Source organism: Paenibacillus arenilitoris (assembly GCF_014705655.1).
Lineage (GTDB): Bacteria > Bacillota > Bacilli > Paenibacillales > Paenibacillaceae > Pristimantibacillus > Pristimantibacillus arenilitoris.
The window spans coordinates 102,078-121,426 of sequence record NZ_JACXIY010000025.1 but is presented as its reverse complement, the minus strand read 5'-3'; the positions used below and the strand labels follow the sequence as shown (position 1 = coordinate 121,426).

Here is a 19,349-nt window from a genome sequence, read left to right as displayed (position 1 = left end):
GGAAGAAAAGACGGTTGCGTATCTGCACCGTCTTTTCTCGTTCTCCCGTTCTCTGTACGAGATCTGGAATGGAAAAGCTCGAATAAAACTTTCCAAAATTAGTGTTGTGCACAAAGTTATCCACAATTGGCGGCGGTTTTGTGCATAACGAGGTAAAAGGCCTGTAAACGCTAGGTTTACTCGCCCTTAACATTGTGAGCGAAAAGGGGATATTTTTTTCACAGCAATATTGTGGACAATGTGGATAACGGGGATAAAAAAACGTTGCCTATGATAAAGTGCCTAGTATTCGACGAAAACCGCGAAAATAGCACTCCATTACTGTAAGACTATCGACAGAATTAACTAACAATTTATGCAGAATTGTGGATAGTTTTGTGTATAACCGCACCTTTCGTATGACGGACTGCTATTTCTTCGTTCACGGCTCCCCGCAAGCGGTTTGCGCTTTCCTTGCGGTCGCGCAAAAAAATTGCGTGAATTACAAATCAGGTTTTCGGTGAAAAAGCTTTCGGTATGCGTTATCGTAAAAACATGACGCAAACTAGCTATTTCAATCCCGCCGTAAGACGATTGGCTCATCCATCTTTAATGTGTGAATGGAGGTTATCCGGAGAATGGAAATGGAAACGGTCATTCAAGCAAGCGCAATCAGCAAGTTTTATGGTGCGAATAAAGCGGTCGATCAAGTGTCTTTTCAAGTAAGGCAGGGCGAAATTTTCGGCATTATCGGGACGAACGGGTCAGGCAAAACGACGCTTCTCGAAATATTGATGGGACTACGCACGCCGGACAACGGCGACATTCATATGCTCGGCTCGGATTTGCTGCTGGAGCCGGAACGCTTGAAGGAAGACATCGGCATTTATCTGCAAAGCACGTCCTTGGTGGACAAGATGACCGTCCGCGAGGCGATGGAGCTCTTTCAAGGCTTTTATAAACGGAAAAACGATTTGGATCGAATCATCGAGCAATTCGGACTCGGTCCATATGCCAATAAAGTCATTAAGCGGTTATCCGGGGGGGTGGAGGCAGCGAACGTCGCTCGCGATCGCCCTTGTGAACGACCCGAAAATCATTTTTCTCGACGAACCGACGACAGGTCTCGACCCGCAAGCGAAAAAAGACTATTGGAGGCTGCTCCGCGAGTTGAAGCAGCAAGGGAAAACGATCGTCGTCGCATCCCACGACATGGAGGACATTCAGCGCAACTGCGATCGCGTAAGCGTGCTCAAGAAAGGCAAGCTCGTCATATGCGGCAATCCGATGAAGCTCATTGCCGAAATTCCCGGCGGAGGCATGACGATGGAAGGAGTCTATATGCACTATGCGGCGGATGTCAAAGGAGTGCTTGCTTACAAGCACTAACGGAAACGGGCGGACGCGCCATACGCTTGCTTATGGACGCTTCAAGGAGGGCTTCTTGGTCAATGGATCATCGAGATCGCAGCGAAAGTCCGTCAGTCGTGCGCGCAAAGCTAATCGAGAAGCGAATGGAGATGATCTCGCGATTAATTAACCGATTGAACGAGGAGGAAATGAAGGAGGAAGAAAGTAAAGCGGAAGCGAAACGCAAAAGCCGCGGAGGCGGCATCGTTTTTTATAATTGGCTCGGGCATTTCGTTCACATGGTTCATCGCATGCTTCTATGACAAAAACATAGTATACTGGTATTATGTTGAAGAAGCGGAGGATCGATTGTGAACGATTGTATTCCACTTATCGGACAGCAGATGAAGCAGCTGGCAAAGCGCTGGTTTACGGCGGAGCCGCTCGCGGAGCTCGCGGAACGGTTCATCGAGGACAAGCTGCAGGAGGCGAGTAAATTCGGACGGTTGACCGTCATCCATTACCGGATGTTCGGCGGTGGCGGGGATGAAGTGTTCCGGGCGGCGGCGGCCGTCGAGCTGTCTATACTCGCCTCGGACATTTTGGACGACCTGCAGGATCAGGACGCGCCAGCGAAGCCTTGGATGCAAGTACCCGGAGCGGCCGCTCTTCACGTCGCATCGTCGTTATTGACGCTGTCCCAGCAGACGATGCTGGATTGCACGGAAGACGATGGCATGCGGCTCGCCCTTGCCGGGATGATGAACCGTTATTTGCTGCAGGCCGCGAACGGACAAATGCTCGATATTATGAACGAAATAACCGACGAGCAGTCCTACCTGGACATGGTCAGACAGAAATCTTCGATGCTGCTGTCGTTCGCCTGCATGACCGGGGTCATGCTGGCGGGACATCCGTGGCACGGCGTCATCGAACAATACGCCGTCGAGATCGGCATAGCCGCCCAGCTCAGGAACGATATTCGGGACTTGCTCCGCTGGGACGACAAGAGCGACTTCCTGCAGCGGAAGCGCACGCTGCTTACCCTGTTTTTGCTTGAAAGCTTGGGGGAAGAAGACAAGTGGATTCACGACTACTTTGATGGCCGCTTGTCTGTAGGCGAAGTAGCGGGCCGCCGCCAAAGCTTCGAAGAAGCCTGCGAGCGGACCGGCACCATTCTTTACGGCTCCGTCATGAGCCGGATGCACTACAACCGTTTCGAGGAGCTTCTCGACTCCGTACAGGAATCCGGTCCTTGGAAATCGACATTTTTACAGCTATTGAACCAAGAAATTGCATAGCAGGCCCTACCACGCAAAAGCGATTTCGGTAAATACGAATCACTTTTGCGTTTTCTGTCGATTCTTTTCCTGTTATAGTAGATATGTAACCCATTTTTACTATATTAGTAGAGAAGCGGAGGAGTTCTTATGTTGAAAGAAACAATTCGTCAATTGGTAAGCAGTACGGAAAAAATGTCCATGGCTATGGGTGGACAGTTGCAGTTAGCTGGTGTTTCGGCTGCGGAACAGAAGGCTCTTCTTGGTGAACTGAACAATAAAAACGACAAGAACAGCGGTTACGCTTACATGTGGAACTAGGATATTGAGAATGCTTGAAGGGAAGAGGGTTGCATGAGACCAACATTACTAAACCGCTTCATCTCAATCCTCTTTCTTGTAGGGCTCCTCGCCTCCATCCTTTACCTCACAGCCGTGATCGTAAGAGTTCCGTCGATCGGTGCCGTATTGATCGAAGAACCAGGCGACCGTTACTTCGTCAAGTCATTGGAGGCAGCCGGGCAAGCGGAAGTGAAAGGGATTCGCGTTGGCGATCAAATCTTGGAGGTAAACGGCAAGCCCGTAAGAGAATTTGAGAATGTAAAGAAGTATAACTCGATTGAGTATGCGGATAACGTTCTTGTTCTACATAAGGATAATGTCAAGCAAATCATATCTTTCCCTAAAGGCTGGACAGGTGATCATTCGTTGTGGGAGCTGTTGATTCAGCTGTACATACCGGGAATCTCACTTGTTATTTTTTGTGCTTTCTCAGGCTTTTTGTACGTAAAGCGCCGTCATGATAAAGCGGCGATCATGCTCATTTTGTTTTTTGTGTCGATCGGCATATGCTACTACAGTTCGGCCGCCTCGAACCGGAGCGACCCTGTCGGCATTTCAATCATATATTCGGTATTGCCACTGATTCCGCTATTATTCATGAATTTCATGAATATCTATTTGCAGAGATTCGATGTTCATTTCATTAGCAAGCGAGCGCTATGGTCTTTGTACATGATCGTAGGTCTGGTCGAAGTCGCCAGCTTGCTCTATATATGGACGAACATTTCATCCATACGAATTTATACCTATATCCAAATGGCCTATAGCTGCGTCGTGCTATTAGGTAATTTAGTGTGCGTTTATAAGCTGATCCTAAAGTTCATCCGGCACAGGCATACGAAGCTTCACTCCCTGTTTACCATTACGTTGATTTCGCATCTTGTTGCGTTTACGCCATTCGCCACCATGAATTTGCTCCCGCCCGTCTTCGGGGAAAAGCAGATTTTGCCTGCCGCGTTTACGGCGCTGTTCCTGTTCGTTCTTCCGATCGTTTATTTCTATTTATCGACCTCCAACCAGTTATTCGACATCGACTTTATTTTAACGCGATTCAAATACTATACCGCGCTTGCGCTGCTGCCGTCCTTTATCGTAGCGATAATGGTCGGAATCGTTATATTAGGCGAAAGAAGCCCGTCATGGTCCGCATGGTTCGGCATCTTTTTTGTCATCTATATCGGGATGACGCTGTTTTTGTATGCGAAGGAGCAGATCGACCAGCGGTTCCGTCCGAAGCTGTTCAAAGCGATGTACAGTTATCAGGACAGCCTCGACCGGTTCTCCCGCAAAATCGCCCGCGTCATGAAGCAGTCCGACTTGGAGGCGGTGCTTAAGCAGGAAATCGCCGAGCTTCTGCCGGTTAACCGGATCACGTTCCTCGTCGTCGATCAATCGGAAAATACGGTGTTCCCGATGGGCGAGCATCCGGAAGAGCTCATTACGGCCGAGTTTCTGCTCGGCACGGTCAATGCGCTGCAAGTCGGCGAATTAATCGAGCTGCCGTACGGACTGGGGCTTGTCATCGGCAGGCAGCGGACCAGGTACCATATTTTGTGGATCGGACTCAAGACGAACCATACCCGCTATAATTCCGACGAGCTGCGATGGCTGAAGACGATGTCCAATTACTCGAGCATCGTGTTCGAAAATTTATATTTGATCGAAGGCTTGATCGAGGATTTGGAATCCGAGGTGCGCAAGGAGCATTCGACTTCGCCGTGGGTACTTCGCCTCCTGTTCTGCCTCTCGGAGAACGAGCGGAGGAAGCTGGCGGCGGATCTTCACGATTCGGCGCTTCAGGATCAGCTGCTCTGGTACCGGAAGCTGGAAGCGGTCATGATGGATCATCCGATCAGCCAGAAGCTCGGCAGCGAGCTGGAGGATATTAAGGAAGGCTTGCTCGACGTCATTCACCAGATAAGGGAAACTTGCAACGAGCTGAGGCCTCCGCTCCTGAAAGAGATGGGCGTCGTGGAAGCGGTCGAGTCCATTATCGAGCATACGCAGATGCGCGTTAATTTTGCCGTTGATTTTCATGCCAAGCCGTTTTCCCGCGAGCTGAACGAGGAACAGATCACGGCGATTTACCGGATCGTGCAGGAGCTTCTGCGGAATGCCGATAAGCACTCGCAAGCCAAATTGATTACGCTGGAGCTTGAGCAGCGCAAAGGAACGGTCTACTTCCGGTACCAGGACGACGGGATCGGCATGGATGTTAACCAAATGATTGCATCGTTTGAGCATATGGGCTTGTCAGGCATCAAAGAGCGCGTAACGGGTCTTGAAGGAGATATTTCCTTTCATTCTGAGCCCGGTAGCGGCCTGGAGGTCGTTATTTTGCTGCCGGAAATCATGACAACGGGCCGAACGGAGAGGGGTATTTTGCGTGATTCGTATCTTATTAGTTGACGATCATCCTTCCGTAGGGGAAGGAACCAAAACGATGATCGAACAGGACGCCGATATGAAAGTATCGGTCGTCTTGTCCGCCATCGAAGCGCTCGAGATCGTGCAGACGGAGCATTTCGATCTTATTTTATGCGATTTGAACATGCCGGGCATCAGCGGCCTGGAATTGACGAGAAGGCTGATACAGCAAGACCCGGAGCGCAAGGTCATTATTTACTCCGGTTATGAAATCGGTTCGCATTTCAACCTGCTTATCGAATCGGGCGTGTCCGGCTTTATTTCGAAGACGGTGTCGCGGGAGCAGCTGCATAACGCAATCCGGTGCGCCATGCGGGGAGACGCGGTTATTCCGATTTCCTTGTTGAAGCAGCTCCGAAGGCATGAGGTTACGATCGGGCGTTCGGAATTTGCCGTAGAGGACGTATCGATTACGGAGAAGGAACAGACGATTCTGCATGAGGTCGCTACCGGCATAAGCAACAAGGAGCTGGCCGCCATGCTGCATGTCAGCCAGCGCAACGTCGAATACCAGCTGTCGCGCATTTTTGACAAGCTGAACGTCCGATCCAGGTCGGAAGCAATCAAGGAAGCACAGCGGCTAGGATTGATCAGTTTAGAGCAATATTAAACTACGTCCTCAATCATTCGGGCGATTAAAGGAAAAGCGGCAAGTCAAGGATTACTCCTTCGACTGCCGCTTTGTCGTTTCCGCTCGTTGGACCTAGCTGAATTGGCGCTACATCAGCTGCTCCCATTCTTCATAGGCGGAGGCTAGCGAGGATTTCCGTTCTTCGATCGCTCCTTGAATCTCTTGAATGCGGATATAATCATTGAAAATAGCCGGATCGGTCAGCTGTTCTTCCTGCTCCGCGATTTGCTGTTCCAAAGTCGCGATCAGTTCCTCCAATTGCTCGATTTTTCGTTGCCGATTGCGCTCGTCGCGCTTCGCCTGTTTGTCGGCTTCGTAGGCGTTTGTCGGCTTGCTGTCGGAAGCGGAGACCGATCTCGACCCGGAAGCTGCCGCTTTTGACAGCGTTTCTAAGCGGACTTCCTCGATTTCACGTTTTTTCTCAATCATTTCGTCATAATTTCCTAGGAAATGCTCGATGCCCTGCGGACTCAGTTCGACAATCCGTTCCGCCATTTTGTTGAGGAAATACCGGTCATGCGAAATGAAAAACAGCGTGCCTTCATAGTCGAGAAGAGCCGCCTCAAGCACTTCCTTGCTGAAAAGATCGAGATGGTTCGTAGGCTCGTCCAAGATGAGGACGTTGGCTTGCGCGAGCATGAGCTTGGCTAAGGACACTCTAGCTTTCTCGCCGCCGCTAAGGGACGAGATACGTTTCAGCACGTCTTCGCCGCTGAACAGGAAGTTGCCAAGCACCGTACGGATACGTGCTTCTTCCATGTGGGGGTAAGCGCCCCATACTTCCTCGAGAACGGTATTTTGTCCGTTAAGCCTCGTCTGCTCCTGATCGTAATAGCCGAGCTTGACATGGGTGCCGAACCGGATGGTGCCGGCATTCGGTTCGATTTGGCCGACGATCGCTTTCAGCAGCGTCGACTTGCCGATGCCGTTCGGGCCAATTAAGGCAACGGTTTCGCCGCGGGTAAGCTGGAAGGATACATGCTCGAACAACGGCGTACTTTTGCCGGAGAAGGTAATGGATAAGTCGTTCACGGCCAGTACGTCCTTCCCGGTTTGGCGCTCGATTTCGAACGCGAAGTGGGCTTTTTTCAATTCGCCGAGCGGCTTGTCGATCCTTTCCATCTTCTCGAGCGCCTTCCGCCGGCTCTGCGCGCGCTTAGTCGTCGATGCCCGAACGATGTTGCGCTGCACGAACTCTTCCATTCGGTTGATTTCTTCCTGCTGCTTCTCGTATTGCTTCATGTTGATTTCGAATTCGGCCGCTTTCAGCTCCATATAGCGGCTGTAATTGCCGGTGTACCGTTTCGCCGTATGACGTTCGATCTCGACGATCGTTTGCGTAAGGGCATCGAGAAAGTAACGGTCGTGCGAAACCACGAGTATCGCGCCAGAATAACCGCGCAAATACGATTCCAGCCAAGTAAGCGTCTCGATGTCCAAATAGTTCGTAGGCTCGTCCAGCATGAGCAGGTCGGGCGCCTGCAGCAGGATGCGGGCCAAGGCGAGCCGCGTCTTCTGACCGCCGCTTAAGGTGGAAATGAGCGTATCCGGGGGGAAGCTGCCGAAGCCCATGCCGTGAAGCACGCTGTTGATTCGCGTATTGATCTCGAAGCCGCCTTGCTCCCGGTACCAGTCGGCACGCTTGGCGTACCGGTCAAGCGTGTCCGCGTACCGTTTCTCGTCGTCGTGAAGGGCCGGATCGGCGATTTTGACTTCCAGTTCGCGCAGCTCCTGCTCGGCTTCGATCAAATGGGCGAATACCGCGCGCATTTCCGCTTCGATCGTCCGGTCGGATTGGAGACCGCTATTTTGCGCCAAATAACCGATTTTAGTTTCCTTCGCTTTGTGTATAGCTCCCGAATCGGCGGACATTTCGCCCGCGATAATTTTGAGCAGCGTCGATTTGCCCGCGCCGTTCACGCCGACAAGCCCGATTCTTTCGCGTTCCTGCACCTGCATCGAAATATTGGATAGCACGACGTTCACGCCGTAGCTTTTCGTAATGTTGGAAACTTGAAGAAGCATGTTGAAACCTCCACCTGATCAATGTAAACAATTGTCGTTGCCCAATAATAATAGTGTACCATAAACGAGCCCCGGCATTGGCGAAAGTTGTATAACAGTGGTAAACTACAAATAACGAAACAAAACGATGCGAAAACGAACAGGTGAATCGGGTGGCAGAGCAGAATATAGGAGATAATAAAGCTTTCATCCGCAGGGAAATGACCAAGAAGCGGAACGACTTGCCGGAGGAGCTTCGCAAAGTATGGTCGAAGGCGGCGTGCGAGCGGGCCAAAGCTTTCTTGGAAAGCCGGTCCGCCTCGTCTTTTATGGCTTATGTGCCGTTTCGGAGCGAGCTTGATCTGTCGGGCTTGATCGAATGGGGCTGGCAGACGGGAAGAACGGTGATCGTCCCGCGATGCGTGGCGGCCGATTTCACGATGACGCTGCACGTGCTGCACGGCTGGGGCGAGCTGATCCCGGGGGCGTACGGCATTATGGAGCCTAATCCGGCTGTGACGCTCCCGATCGAGGACGGCTATGCGCCGGAAGCGGTATTCGTGCCCGGTCTCGCGTTCGACCGCAGCGGTGGTCGATTAGGGTACGGCGGCGGTTATTACGACCGGTTCGCGGCCGCGCTGCAGCAGAGGGAGGCTGACGGTCGTATCGCATGGATCGGCGCGGCGTTCGAAGCGCAGCTGCTTGACCGAATTCCGAGGGAAGCGCATGACTTGCCGATGGATGCGGTGCTGACGGAGAGAACGGTATATATGGCATAACGGATGCCAGCGCCGGAGCAGCAAGATCCGGCGAACAAGAACGAAGGAGTGGTGGCGTTGGAGCTGACGCATTTCAACGAGCAAGGAAGGGCCCGGATGGTGGACATCTCCGATAAGGAAGTCACTTCTAGAACGGCAGTCGCCCAAACGTCGGTAAAGATGAATCCGGAAACCCTTGAGCGGATCAAAGAGGGCAAAGTCGGCAAAGGCGACGTGCTCGCCGTTGCCCAAGTGGCCGCGGTCATGGCGGCCAAGAAGACGTCCGATTGGATACCGATGTGCCACCCGCTTCCGCTGACCGGCATTAACATCGCGTTCAGCGATAACGGAACGGATGAGCTTTACATAGAAGGAACCGTGAAGACGACGGGCAAGACCGGTGTCGAGATGGAGGCGCTGACGGCTGTGTCATGTGCGGCTCTTACGATATACGATATGTGCAAGGCGCTGCAGAAAGATATGGTGATCGGGCCGACGCGGCTTATTTCCAAAACGGGCGGCAAAAGCGGAGATTACCGGATTTCTTGATTTTGAACCCACAATCGGACTAGGGATGGGAGGAAGGGTATATGCGGTGGAAGGTAGCAATATTAACGGCAAGCGACAAAGGCTCGCGCGGGGAACGCGAAGATACGAGCGCCCAAGTCATTCGCGAACTGATTGAGGAAGAGCTGGGCGGCGAAATCGTCGACTATCGCATCGTACCGGACGAGCAGGACGAGATTATGGCGGCGATCATCGAAATGACCGAGTATTTCCATGCCGACCTTGTGCTGACGACCGGCGGAACGGGTCTTGCTCCGCGCGACGTCACGCCGGAAGCGACGCTGAAGGTCATTGACCGGGCGGTACCCGGCATCGCGGAAGCGATGCGGATGGGAGCGCTACAGAAGACGAGGAGGGCGATGCTGTCCCGCGGCGTATGCGGCATCAGGGGAAGCTCCCTGATCGTCAACTTGCCCGGCAGCCCGAAGGGCGTGCATGAAAGCTTGATGGCGATCATGGATCAGCTGCCGCACGCGCTGGGCATCTTGTCCGGCGAGCTCGGAGAACATAGCTTATGAGCGAAACGGACCGGCAAGACGGAGAAACGGTCGTCCGGCAAGGGACAACGGTACTTAGGGAAGTATCCGTCCATAACGCGGTCGGCATGCGGCTGGCGCATGATCTGACCCGCATCGTTCCCGGCCAGTTCAAGGGCCGTCTGTTCAAGCGAGGGCATGTCGTGACGGAAGCCGACATTCCGAGTCTGCTCGATATCGGCAAAGAACATATTTATATTATGGAGCTTGGCGAGAACGAGCTTCATGAAGACGATGCGGCGCTGCGGATGGCGAAGGCGCTTTACGGCGAGCATCTGCAACTGACGGAGCCGCACGAGGGCAAGGTCGGCATGAAATCGACGCTGCTCGGTCTTGCCGAGGTCGATAAAGGGATCGTTGACGCCGTTAACGAGTTGGGCGAGATCGCTCTGGCGACCGTAAAATCGAAGTCGGTCGTGAAGCCGGGCGGTCAGCTCGCCGCGACCCGGGCGATACCGCTCGTCGTGCCGAAGGCGAAGGTCGAGGCGGTCGAACGGCTCGCCGAGGAGTACCGCGCAGCAAGCGGCGGCGCCGCGCCGATTCGGGTTCGTCCGTTCCGCAAGCTGAGAGCGGGGCTGCTTACGACGGGAAGCGAAGTATTTAACGGCCGAATCGAGGATAAATTCGGCCCGGCCGTCAAGGGCAAGCTCGAGGCGCTTGGCTCGGAGGTTGCCGAGCAGCGGTTTGCGCCCGATGATCGACAAACAATTGTCATGGAAATACACTACTTGCTCGGCAAAGGGTATGATATGATACTAGTGACCGGCGGTATGTCCGTCGATCCGGACGACCGGACGCCGGGCGCGATCAAAGCGTCCGGGGCGGATATCGTAAGCTATGGAACGCCGATGCTGCCGGGCTCGATGCTTCTTGTCGGCTATTTGGACGGCGTGCCGATCATGGGCTTGCCGGGCTGCGTCATGCATGATCCTTATACGTCGTTCGACGTGCTCCTGCCCCGCATACTGGCCGGAGATGCGATCGTTCGCGAAGATATCGTCGAGATGGGATACGGCGGTTTGTACGGCTGCTAACGTGATGGCAGTAAATTTTAGGAGGTTAACGAGATGTCAGGTATAGGTGCAACGGGTATTATATTGCTCGTGCTGGTCGCTTTGCTGCTGTTCGGCCCGAACAAGCTTCCGGAGCTCGGACGCGCATTCGGACGCACGCTGCGCGAATTCAAGTCCGGCGCCAGAGATATTATGGACGACGACGACCGCAAGGACAAACAAGCGAACCGCGTAGAGGTCGATCGCCCGGAATATAACGAGAAAGACAACAAGCGGCTGCCGGAATAATCGGGCCCGCTTTTTTCTTGAGCGGTAGCAGATTCGCGGCGAAGGAGGGAAGAGGATTTGGGAGAGGAACATTCGGGCAAGCGGCTCATCCGCGAGGAAGGGCTCATGCCGATGCTTGAGCATTTGGGAGAGCTTCGCAAGCGGCTGGTCTACGTGCTCATCGTAGTCGCGCTGGGACTGGTCGTCGGCCTGATCCTCGCAGAGCCGGCCTACAATTTTCTGATGAGCCAGAAGCCGGCGAACACGATTTCGCTGCATACGTTCTCGCTCTGGGACGGCATCGGCATGTACATGAAATTCGCGCTCGTCATCGCGTTAATCATCGCGCTGCCTTTTATCGCCTATCAGCTGTGGGCGTTCGTGAAGCCGGCGCTTCGTGTTAACGAGCAGCGCTCCACGCTTAAGTACGTGCCATTTGCGCTCCTTATGTTTTTGATCGGACTGGCCTTTTCTTATTTCGTCGTGTTCCCGCTCGCCTTCAATTTCACGCGAACGGTGTCGCAGCATTTGAACCTGGAGGAAACGTTCGGGATCGCGCAATATTTTCAGTTCATGTTCAATTTGTTGATTCCGATCTCGCTTCTGTTCGAGCTGCCGCTCGTCATCATGTTTCTAACGGCGATCCGGCTCGTAAATCCGGCGCGGCTTCGTAAGATGCGCAGGCTTGCTTACTTTATAATGATTTTTATCGGAGTTTTGATTACGCCTCCGGATTTCATATCCGATATCCTTGTGGCAATTCCGCTCATCCTCTTGTACGAAGCGAGCGTGTTTTTGTCGGGTACGGTATACCGTAAGCAGGTTGCGGCGGACGCGAAGTGGGAAGCGGAATACGGGGAATCTTTGAATAAAGCGTAACGGAATGGCGGGCTTGTCTGCTTGATCGCAAAGCCTGTTTACTCGTTGAGCTGCTCGTTTGATACAAAAAATCGATGCGAAAATGGCGGTGCCAAGGGAAGATCCTTGCGCCGTCATTTTTTTGTTTTTGGCCGCTTTATTCGGTAGATCGCGCCGGTTGCACGTTCTGCAGTTCGTTCCACAAAACCCCCGTTGACAAAACAACCTAGCGTGCGCAATAATTAAACAAACGTTTTAAACAAATGTTTTAAACGAATGTTTAAAGAGAGACGGGAGTGGAGAGAAATGAAAAACGCTTTGCAAGCTTTTATGAAACGCCCGACCACATGGATCGGCATCGTTACCGCCCTCATGTTCCAAATTGTTTTTTCGGCCATTTGGATGACGGGTTACGACGGCGTGACCGAGCGGGTCGGCGAGCTGCGCATCGCGGTCGTGAACGAGGACGAGCAGATGGGGCGGCAGGTCGCGTCCGGCCTCGTTCAAAACCTGCCGTTCGACATGCGGGAAGAGAGCAGCCTGGAAGCGGCCAAGAAGAGGCTGAACGAACGCGAGCTGCAAATGGTCGTATACATTCCGGGCGACTTCTCCATGAAAGCGACGGCTGCGGATGGAACAGCGTCGATCCAATACTTGATTAACGAGTCGAATCCGGCGTTGATCAAGAGCATCATGACCGGCGCGGCTGCGCAGATAACGGCCGAGGTGAACCGCCAAGCCGTCGCGGGCGGCGTGCAGACGGTGCTCGGCGGCTTGCATATGCCGGCGGACCAGGCGGCCGCGGCATCGCGGGGCTTGTCGGAGCGGGTCACGTCGGACATTCGGTCGACCAACGTCGTGGACGGCATGAACAACCAAATGGTGCCGATGATGATGGTGCTCGCTTCTTACGTCGGCGCGATGATTATGGGCATGAACTTCGAGCAGTCGGCGCTGGCGGTCGGCCAGGCAGCGGGCAAATGGCAAAGATTCGCCGCTAGAAGCGTAATGAATATCGGCGCGGCGATCGTCGTATCGCTAGTCGGCTCGACGCTGCTTGCATCGTTCGGCGGACAAATGGCGCAGGGGTTCCTGCATTTGTGGCTGTTCCAGCTGCTGTTCCTGCTGACTTTCGTCTTCGTGTCTCAGATGTTCCTCTATTTGTTCGGAATGGGAGGCATGCTGTTCAATATTATGGCGCTGTCGGCTCAGCTCGTATCCTCCGGGGCCATCGTGCCGCGCGAGCTGCTGTCCGATTTCTACATTGCGCTCGGAGACATGCTTCCGGCGACCTATGCCGTAGAAGGGAACATGAACCTGTTGTTCGGCGGTCCTTCGCCTAGCTCGGATGCGCTAGCGCTTGGCGTCATAGCGGCGGTCGCCGTCGCGATAAGCGTATTCGCGGTCGCGGCGAAGCGCCAGGCGCCCCGGTCGCAGCCGGTCGCGGCCATCGCGAGCCAGCATGGAAAGTAAGCGGGCGGGACAACCGCCTTGCGAATCGTCGGGCTATGCTTCAAAATAAAAGAAAATAAGGTTGGTGGGGGCCCTTCGAATGACAACGGGAGACGCGGATATCAAGATGAGAATATTGCTCGCGGCGAAGAAGCTGTTCGCGCAGCACGGATTCGAGAAGACGACCGTCAGGCAAATCTGCGAGGAGGCGGGCGCGAACGTCGCGCTCGTTTCGTACTATTTTGGCGGGAAAGAAAACATGTTCGGCGCGCTCTTCGAGACGTTCTTCCCGAACGACCAGCTTGCGACGGTCGATCCGACGCTGGACCCCGTCGAAGGCGTAAAGCTGATCATTCGAGAGGTGACGGCATTCCGCAATAGCGACAACCAGCTCATCAGCATCATCCAGCAGGAAATTATTATGAACACCGATCGCATTCAAAAGATCCGCCAGCATGTCATGCCGATATGGCGAATGCTTAGACATTGGCTGGCGCAAGGGCGGGAGCAGGGGCTGTTCCATTTCCGGTCATTGGACAATGCGTTGATGGCTGTCGTAGGCACGCTTCTGTTCCATCGCAATACGGACTATTGGTCGGTGATTCTGGAAGAAGGCCAGCCGACGTCCGAAGCGCTGGCGGAGGATTTAACCGTGTTCGTGTTGGGCGCTCTGCAATATACCGGCGAATAAGCAAAGAGAACCGTACGCGGGAATGCCGCGTGCGGTTTTTTTCGCTGCGGGTACCTTGGGGAAAAAGGAATGGAGTATAATGGATGAAGCGCCGATTGTAAAAGGAATGACATGGCGGCGCAACCTTTCATTCGATTTTCCGGATGAACCAATGAGGAGAAACCAGGGAGGCTGCATGTCGATGGAGAACGAGCATTGGGCGCATGAGGCGTGGATGAAGACGCACGCGAAGGTGCTTCGCACGAGCGAGAGGATCGGAGCCAGATTTCCGCATGCGAGCGTGGACGGTGCGTACGCGCTGGAGGCGCCGCATTGGTGGACGGCCGGCTTCTGGCCGGGGCTGCTCTGGCTGCTGTACCGCGATCCCGCATCGAACGAAGAGAGGTACAAGGAAATCGCCGAGTCGTGCGAACGGCAGCTTGACGAGGTGCTGACCGGCTATGACCGGCTTGATCACGACATCGGATTTATGTGGACGCTTACAAGCGTGGCGAAGTACAAGCTGACCGGCGACGACCGGTCGCGCAGGCGCGCCTTGCTGGCGGCCAGCGTGCTGAGCGGAAGGTTTAACCTGAAGGGCCGATACATAAGAGCATGGAACCCTTGGGGCGAAGGAGACCGGAACGAGGGCTGGGCAATTATCGACTGCATGATGAATTTGCCGCTGCTGTATTGGGCCAGCGAGACGACCGGCGATCCGCGGTTCAAGCATGTGGCGACGGCGCACGCGGATACCGCGCTCGCGCATTTCATCCGGACGGACGGCTCGGTCAACCACATCGTCGTCTTCGACCCGGATACCGGCGAATGCACGGGAGTGAACGGGGGACAGGGCTTCGCGCCGAATTCGGCATGGTCGCGCGGCACGGCTTGGGCGATCTACGGGATGGCGCTCAGCTACCGTTATACGGGGAAGGACGAGTATTTGGACGCGGCGAAGCGGGCCGCCCATTTTTTCCTGGCGAGCTTGCCGGAGGATGCGGTACCGCATTGGGATTTCCGGCTTCCGCCGGGCGTCGAGCGTTATCGGGATACGTCTGCGGGCGCTTGCGCCGCTTGCGGCCTGCTTGAAATCGCGGCGGCGGTTCCGGCCGAAGAAGCCGGCATGTACCGGGAAGGCGGCGAGCGCATATTGCGTTCCCTCTACGAAAATTACGGCGCATGGGACGATCCGGCCGAGGAGGGCTTGATCCTGCACGGAACGAGCCACTATCCGGAACGGAGAAACATCGACGTGCCGCTTATATACGGCGACTACTTCTTTGTCGAAGGCTTGGCCAGGCTGAAGGGCCAATCGGATACATTCTGGTAGATGGAGGTACGGAATTATGCATGCGGATCATAACGAGCCGAATAACGGCGGAAATTGCAGGGAGTATTGGGTACGCCAGATGATCAGGATCGGAGATCCGGTGCTGCGCGCGCTCGGAGAGCGCAGGCTGAAGGCGGACATGCCGGTAGAATGCGCTGCTGCAGGCGCGGATTCCACCGCCTCTCTGCTCGCGGACCGGGTGAAGTATACGCATTTGGAGGCGCTCGGGCGGCTGCTCAGCGGGATGGCGCCCTGGCTGGAACATGCCGGTGCGGATGGTACGGAAGAGAAGCTGCGCCGGGAGTATGCCGCGCTTGCGCGCGAGGCGATCGACGCGGGGACGGATCCGCAATCGCCCGATTACATGAACTTCGGCGACGGCTACCAGCCGATCGTCGATGCGGCGTTTCTTGCGTTGGCGCTGCTGCGCGCGCCAATCCAGTTGCGGGAGCTGCTGGAGCCGCGCGTGAAGGCGAACGCAGTCGCCGCTCTGAAGCTTACGCGGTCGAGAAAGCCGGTATTTTCGAACTGGCTGCTGTTCGCGGCGATCATCGAAGCGGCCTTGTACAAGCTGGGGGAGGACGATTGGGATCCGATGCGGATCGACTACGCGCTGAAGCAGCACGAGCAGTGGTACCTCGGGGACGGAGCCTACGGAGACGGTCCCGAATTCCATTGGGACTATTACAACAGCTTCGTCATCCAGCCGATGCTCGTCGAACTGCTGGATGCCGTAGGCGGGGAGCATGCGGAATGGGAAGCCATGAAGCCGGCCGTCGCGGCCCGCGCCAGGCGCTACGCCGCCGTGCAGGAGCGGCTCATCGCCCCTGACGGAACCTATCCGCCGATCGGGCGCTCGCTCGCATACCGCTTCGGCGCGTTCCACAGCCTGGCGCAGAGCGCCTTGCGAAGCGCGCTGCCGGAGGAGGTAAGCGCCGCGCAGGTCCGCTGCGCGCTTACCGCCGCGATCGCGCGAACGCTGGAAATGCCCGGGAATTTCACGGAAGACGGCTGGCTGACGCTCGGCTTCTGCGGACATCAGCCGGGCGTAGCCGAGCGTTACGTCTCGACGGGAAGCGCCTATCTGTGCGCGGAGGTGTTCCTGCCGCTTGGCCTCGATGCCGCCCATCCGTTCTGGAGCGGGGCACCGGAGCCGTGGACCTCGAAGAAAGCATGGTCCGGACAGGCGTTCCCGATCGATTCGGCTTTGAAATAGCGGCTAGTTCAGTCCGTTGTATAAATTCATGACCTGGGCGGCGCTCAGCGCGGAGGCGTAAAGGCGCATGTCGTCGATGGAGCCGGCGAACCGGTCGGCGGGCACCGAGCGGTCGAGCGCGCCCGCCGCCACCCGGTTCAAGGCCGGCAGCGCTCCCCCGTTCGTCAGTACCGCTTGAGCTGCGCCGTCGACGTAGAGAATCGAGCTCGACTCGCTCTCGAACACGCCGGTAACCAGATGCCACTCGCCGTCATGGATCGGCCCTTGGGAGTAGACGGTCTTTGCCGATCCGTTGCGCAGGTCGAGAAACGCTTTGCCCGCGCCGTTGATGCCGACCCGGACGTATTGATCGAACGCCGAGCCGTCTCCTAAATACTGGATTGTCTGATTGGCGGAGGCGTTCGTTTTCACCCAGGCGGATAAAGTGAAAGGATAGCCGGACACAGACGTCAGACTGCGCCGGACCACGTCATCCTGCCCGTCGAATTGCAGCGCATCGCCCGACCTGCCGGCAACGGTATCGGCGCCGAAGGTCAGGCCGTTCCGCAATTCGCCGTGCAGTCCGCTGCCGCTCGTATCGAAGGCGGCGGCGCCCGACTGCTCGTCGAACTTCCATCTTAGCAGCGGGGAATTGGCGGAGGAGACCGTCCATGCGCCGAAATCGTACACATAGCTTTCTCCGCCGTGCGCGATTGTCAGCAAATTTCCGTTGTAGTCCTGGTGCATATAGGGATTGCTCATAAGCGGCCAGCTCGCGTAGGCGACCGGCTGACCGTTCAGCTTCCGGTTGTTGTTGTACATGCCGGTATATTGATACGTCATGTCCAACCGGTCGCCGGATAGAGACGTATAAATCAGCCTTGGATTCGTATCGTCCAGATGCGACGCGTCAATGACGACGGTTGCGAGAATATCGGCCTTGAAGCGGGACAGCTCGCCGGACAACCGTTCGGCTTCGGGCAGTCCCGTTTCGCTTGCCAGGGCATAATCGCTTGCGGGAACGACCTCGAGCACGATCCCGTTTTTGTTGAACTCGCTGCGCAGCGTCTTGAACAGCTGCGAATTGATTGTGCGGTCCGCCGCCCACGTGTAACCCTTTACCGGCTTGACCGCGAGCATCGCGCTGCCTCCATGGATGAAAATCCACCCCGCCTCTTCCGTCATCAGCTTTGCAGCCTGCGTGGAGATCGGCCCTTCGATATACGGCAAGATCGGATTCGTGCCGTCGATCGTTCCGCTGCCCGGAATTTTGTATACGCCGATCAAGGCGCCGTTATGCTGCATGACCTGCTCATAAACGGTAGCTCCCTTATAGTCGCCGGCCAGCCTCGGGTGGGTCATGAAGAAGGTGCTTCCGGGCTTGTCGGAATCCCATCTGGCCAGCCAGCGGCGGGCTTGGTCCGACCAGCCCATATTCTGGATCTCCACCTGGCTCGCGAGCCCGAATTTGTCCGTTATATAGCTGTATTTGCTCGTGCGCGTATTCCAATGCCCGTTCTCCTTGTGGACGTAAGGCACGCTTCTGTCCTGTCCGATTCGCTCGAGGATGGAGGGCATCCGGTACGCGCTTGTCGCGTTTGACACGGCGTAATGAGCCTCCGTGTTATGATCGCTCATCGAGGCCGGATAGCTTGGCGTCCTGCCGCCCCACAGCAGCCAGTTCTGAATGGTCGATGCGGCCCCTTCCTGCGGCGTAACGCTGACGGGATAGACGCGCAGCGTCGACGAAATGGAATAGCCGCCGCTCCACTCCGCGCCGGTATTGGCCAGCACCCACTCCAGCGTCATCCTCGCCTTCCGCTTCAGCTCCGGGTCCTGCACGAATTCGGCCAGCAGCATGAAACAATTAACGGTTATCGCATTGTAGGAAGGCGAATCGTATTCAGCCAGCCCCTTGTGCACGTACTGGTCCATGATCTGCTCAAGCTCCGCCTTGTTGCCGGCCAGCTCGGATGCGGCGTTCGACCAATCGGGCCACGTTTGCGCGACCAGATACCCCGCCGTTTTGTACATCAGCTTATGGTTTTCCGTCGTTCCGTTCGACGTGTAATAGGTGACGCCGGCGCCCGTCGTCAAATCCGCCTTCACCTTGGCCTTCAGCTGTTCCGAATAAAAGTGGCCGAATTTCAAATACGTCTCGATATCGTTCAAATAATAAAACATCGCACCGGGATGGCTGCCGTTATTCAGCGAATCGACCCAGGCGAGCGCCGTGCTTACGTCGGTATTCGTGGCGAATCGGGCCTGGGCATAGAAAAACACGTGATTATGGAAGCTGTCCGGGGTTGCGGCCGCAAACGCATGGAGCAGCTGCGCGGCGCGCTCTTCGAACGTATCCGCAGCCGCATGGGCGGCGGGAGCAGGGAAAAACGGGACGGCCTGTAGCATCAAGCAGAGGGACAAAATCAGCCTGCCTAGCGGAAGCCGGCTTGTCTTACGATTTTTTTGCAGCAAAATAATCATCACCTCTCCAAACGATTTCGCGTTCCTGTGAACAGCTTATGGAATGCGCTCCCAAAAGCATAGTGCTCTTCTTACGGCTGCGGTGCTGAATCCGCCGGTTCCGGAGCACCTGCACAATGAATACCCGATGCTGCACGATCAGAACTAGGCGCCCGACCCCCGTTCCGGCTACGCTATTAGGTACATCTAGCGGAAAAAAGGGG

17 protein-coding genes and 2 pseudogenes are annotated in these 19,349 nt (G+C 55.5%); 17 read left to right on the top strand and 2 right to left on the bottom strand.

The window, feature by feature from the left end; genetic code table 11:
* Positions 1–599 precede the first annotated feature (599 nt).
* From IDH41_RS32195 to IDH41_RS20650, 7 genes and pseudogenes are all read left to right on the top strand, one after another.
* Positions 600–1,368 (top strand): annotated as a pseudogene (locus IDH41_RS32195) (ABC transporter ATP-binding protein).
* 62 nt (positions 1,369–1,430) lie between these two features.
* A complete protein-coding gene (locus tag IDH41_RS20670) occupies positions 1,431–1,652 on the top strand; it encodes a hypothetical protein (protein WP_190864397.1) in 222 nt (73 codons plus the stop codon).
* A 48-nt stretch (positions 1,653–1,700) separates the two neighbouring features.
* On the top strand, positions 1,701–2,630 hold the full coding sequence (locus IDH41_RS20665) for a polyprenyl synthetase family protein (RefSeq protein WP_190864395.1): 930 nt from the start codon (positions 1,701–1,703) through the stop codon (positions 2,628–2,630).
* A 129-nt stretch (positions 2,631–2,759) separates the two neighbouring features.
* Complete coding sequence (comX, locus tag IDH41_RS20660; protein ID WP_190864393.1) at positions 2,760–2,930, top strand: competence pheromone ComX; 171 nt, start codon at positions 2,760–2,762, stop codon at positions 2,928–2,930.
* A 33-nt stretch (positions 2,931–2,963) separates the two neighbouring features.
* Positions 2,964–3,221 (top strand): annotated as a pseudogene (locus IDH41_RS32190) (PDZ domain-containing protein); the annotation flags it as partial.
* Between the two features lie 402 nt (positions 3,222–3,623).
* Entirely contained in the window at positions 3,624–5,360 is a 1,737-nt protein-coding gene (locus tag IDH41_RS20655) for an ATP-binding protein (RefSeq protein WP_223829904.1), read from the top strand.
* Positions 5,338–5,988: a response regulator gene (locus IDH41_RS20650; RefSeq protein WP_190864389.1), complete on the top strand. Its 651-nt coding sequence runs from the start codon at positions 5,338–5,340 to the stop codon at positions 5,986–5,988. The genes IDH41_RS20655 and IDH41_RS20650 overlap by 23 nt, the downstream gene beginning before the upstream one ends.
* A gap of 108 nt (positions 5,989–6,096) precedes the next feature.
* Here the strand turns inward: IDH41_RS20650 and IDH41_RS20645 are convergent, their stop codons facing one another.
* Positions 6,097–8,034: an ABC-F family ATP-binding cassette domain-containing protein gene (locus IDH41_RS20645; protein WP_190864387.1), complete on the bottom strand. Its 1,938-nt coding sequence runs from the start codon at positions 8,032–8,034 to the stop codon at positions 6,097–6,099.
* A gap of 152 nt (positions 8,035–8,186) precedes the next feature.
* Between IDH41_RS20645 and IDH41_RS20640 the strand changes: the two genes are divergently transcribed.
* The 10 genes from IDH41_RS20640 to IDH41_RS20595 all read left to right on the top strand — a co-directional run bounded on the left by IDH41_RS20640 (position 8,187) and on the right by IDH41_RS20595 (position 16,683).
* Complete coding sequence (locus IDH41_RS20640) at positions 8,187–8,792, top strand: 5-formyltetrahydrofolate cyclo-ligase (protein ID WP_190864385.1); 606 nt, start codon at positions 8,187–8,189, stop codon at positions 8,790–8,792.
* Positions 8,793–8,849: 57 nt separating this feature from the next.
* The gene (gene moaC / locus IDH41_RS20635) at positions 8,850–9,320 is read left to right on the top strand and encodes a cyclic pyranopterin monophosphate synthase MoaC (RefSeq protein ID WP_223829893.1); all 471 of its coding nucleotides are present in this window, start codon (positions 8,850–8,852) and stop codon (positions 9,318–9,320) included.
* 41 nt (positions 9,321–9,361) lie between these two features.
* Positions 9,362–9,856 (top strand): MogA/MoaB family molybdenum cofactor biosynthesis protein, encoded by a 495-nt coding sequence (locus tag IDH41_RS20630; protein WP_190864382.1) that lies wholly within the window; start codon positions 9,362–9,364, stop codon positions 9,854–9,856.
* The gene (locus IDH41_RS20625) at positions 9,853–10,908 is read left to right on the top strand and encodes a molybdopterin-binding protein (RefSeq protein WP_190864380.1); all 1,056 of its coding nucleotides are present in this window, start codon (positions 9,853–9,855) and stop codon (positions 10,906–10,908) included. The genes IDH41_RS20630 and IDH41_RS20625 overlap by 4 nt, the downstream gene beginning before the upstream one ends.
* A 33-nt stretch (positions 10,909–10,941) precedes the next feature.
* Positions 10,942–11,175, top strand: coding sequence for a twin-arginine translocase TatA/TatE family subunit (gene tatA / locus IDH41_RS20620; RefSeq protein ID WP_190864378.1), 234 nt, complete (start codon positions 10,942–10,944; stop codon positions 11,173–11,175).
* A 105-nt stretch (positions 11,176–11,280) separates the two neighbouring features.
* Positions 11,281–12,033 (top strand): twin-arginine translocase subunit TatC, encoded by a 753-nt coding sequence (gene tatC, locus IDH41_RS20615; RefSeq protein WP_190864422.1) that lies wholly within the window; start codon positions 11,281–11,283, stop codon positions 12,031–12,033.
* Between the two features lie 285 nt (positions 12,034–12,318).
* Positions 12,319–13,485 carry a YhgE/Pip domain-containing protein gene (locus tag IDH41_RS20610; RefSeq protein ID WP_190864377.1) on the top strand — a complete coding sequence of 389 codons (1,167 nt, stop codon included), beginning with the start codon at positions 12,319–12,321 and terminating at the stop codon, positions 13,483–13,485.
* Between the two features lie 79 nt (positions 13,486–13,564).
* Positions 13,565–14,155, top strand: a complete 591-nt coding sequence (locus IDH41_RS20605; protein WP_190864375.1) for a TetR family transcriptional regulator — start codon at positions 13,565–13,567, stop codon at positions 14,153–14,155.
* A gap of 181 nt (positions 14,156–14,336) precedes the next feature.
* Positions 14,337–15,467: a glycoside hydrolase family 88 protein gene (locus IDH41_RS20600; RefSeq protein ID WP_397328313.1), complete on the top strand. Its 1,131-nt coding sequence runs from the start codon at positions 14,337–14,339 to the stop codon at positions 15,465–15,467.
* Between the two features lie 16 nt (positions 15,468–15,483).
* Entirely contained in the window at positions 15,484–16,683 is a 1,200-nt protein-coding gene (locus IDH41_RS20595) for a DUF2264 domain-containing protein (RefSeq protein ID WP_190864373.1), read from the top strand.
* Positions 16,684–16,686: 3 nt separating this feature from the next.
* Here IDH41_RS20595 and IDH41_RS32285 read toward each other — a convergent pair whose 3' ends face one another.
* A complete protein-coding gene (locus IDH41_RS32285) occupies positions 16,687–19,137 on the bottom strand; it encodes a LamG domain-containing protein (RefSeq protein WP_190864371.1) in 2,451 nt (816 codons plus the stop codon).
* Between the last annotated feature and the right edge of the window lie 212 nt (positions 19,138–19,349).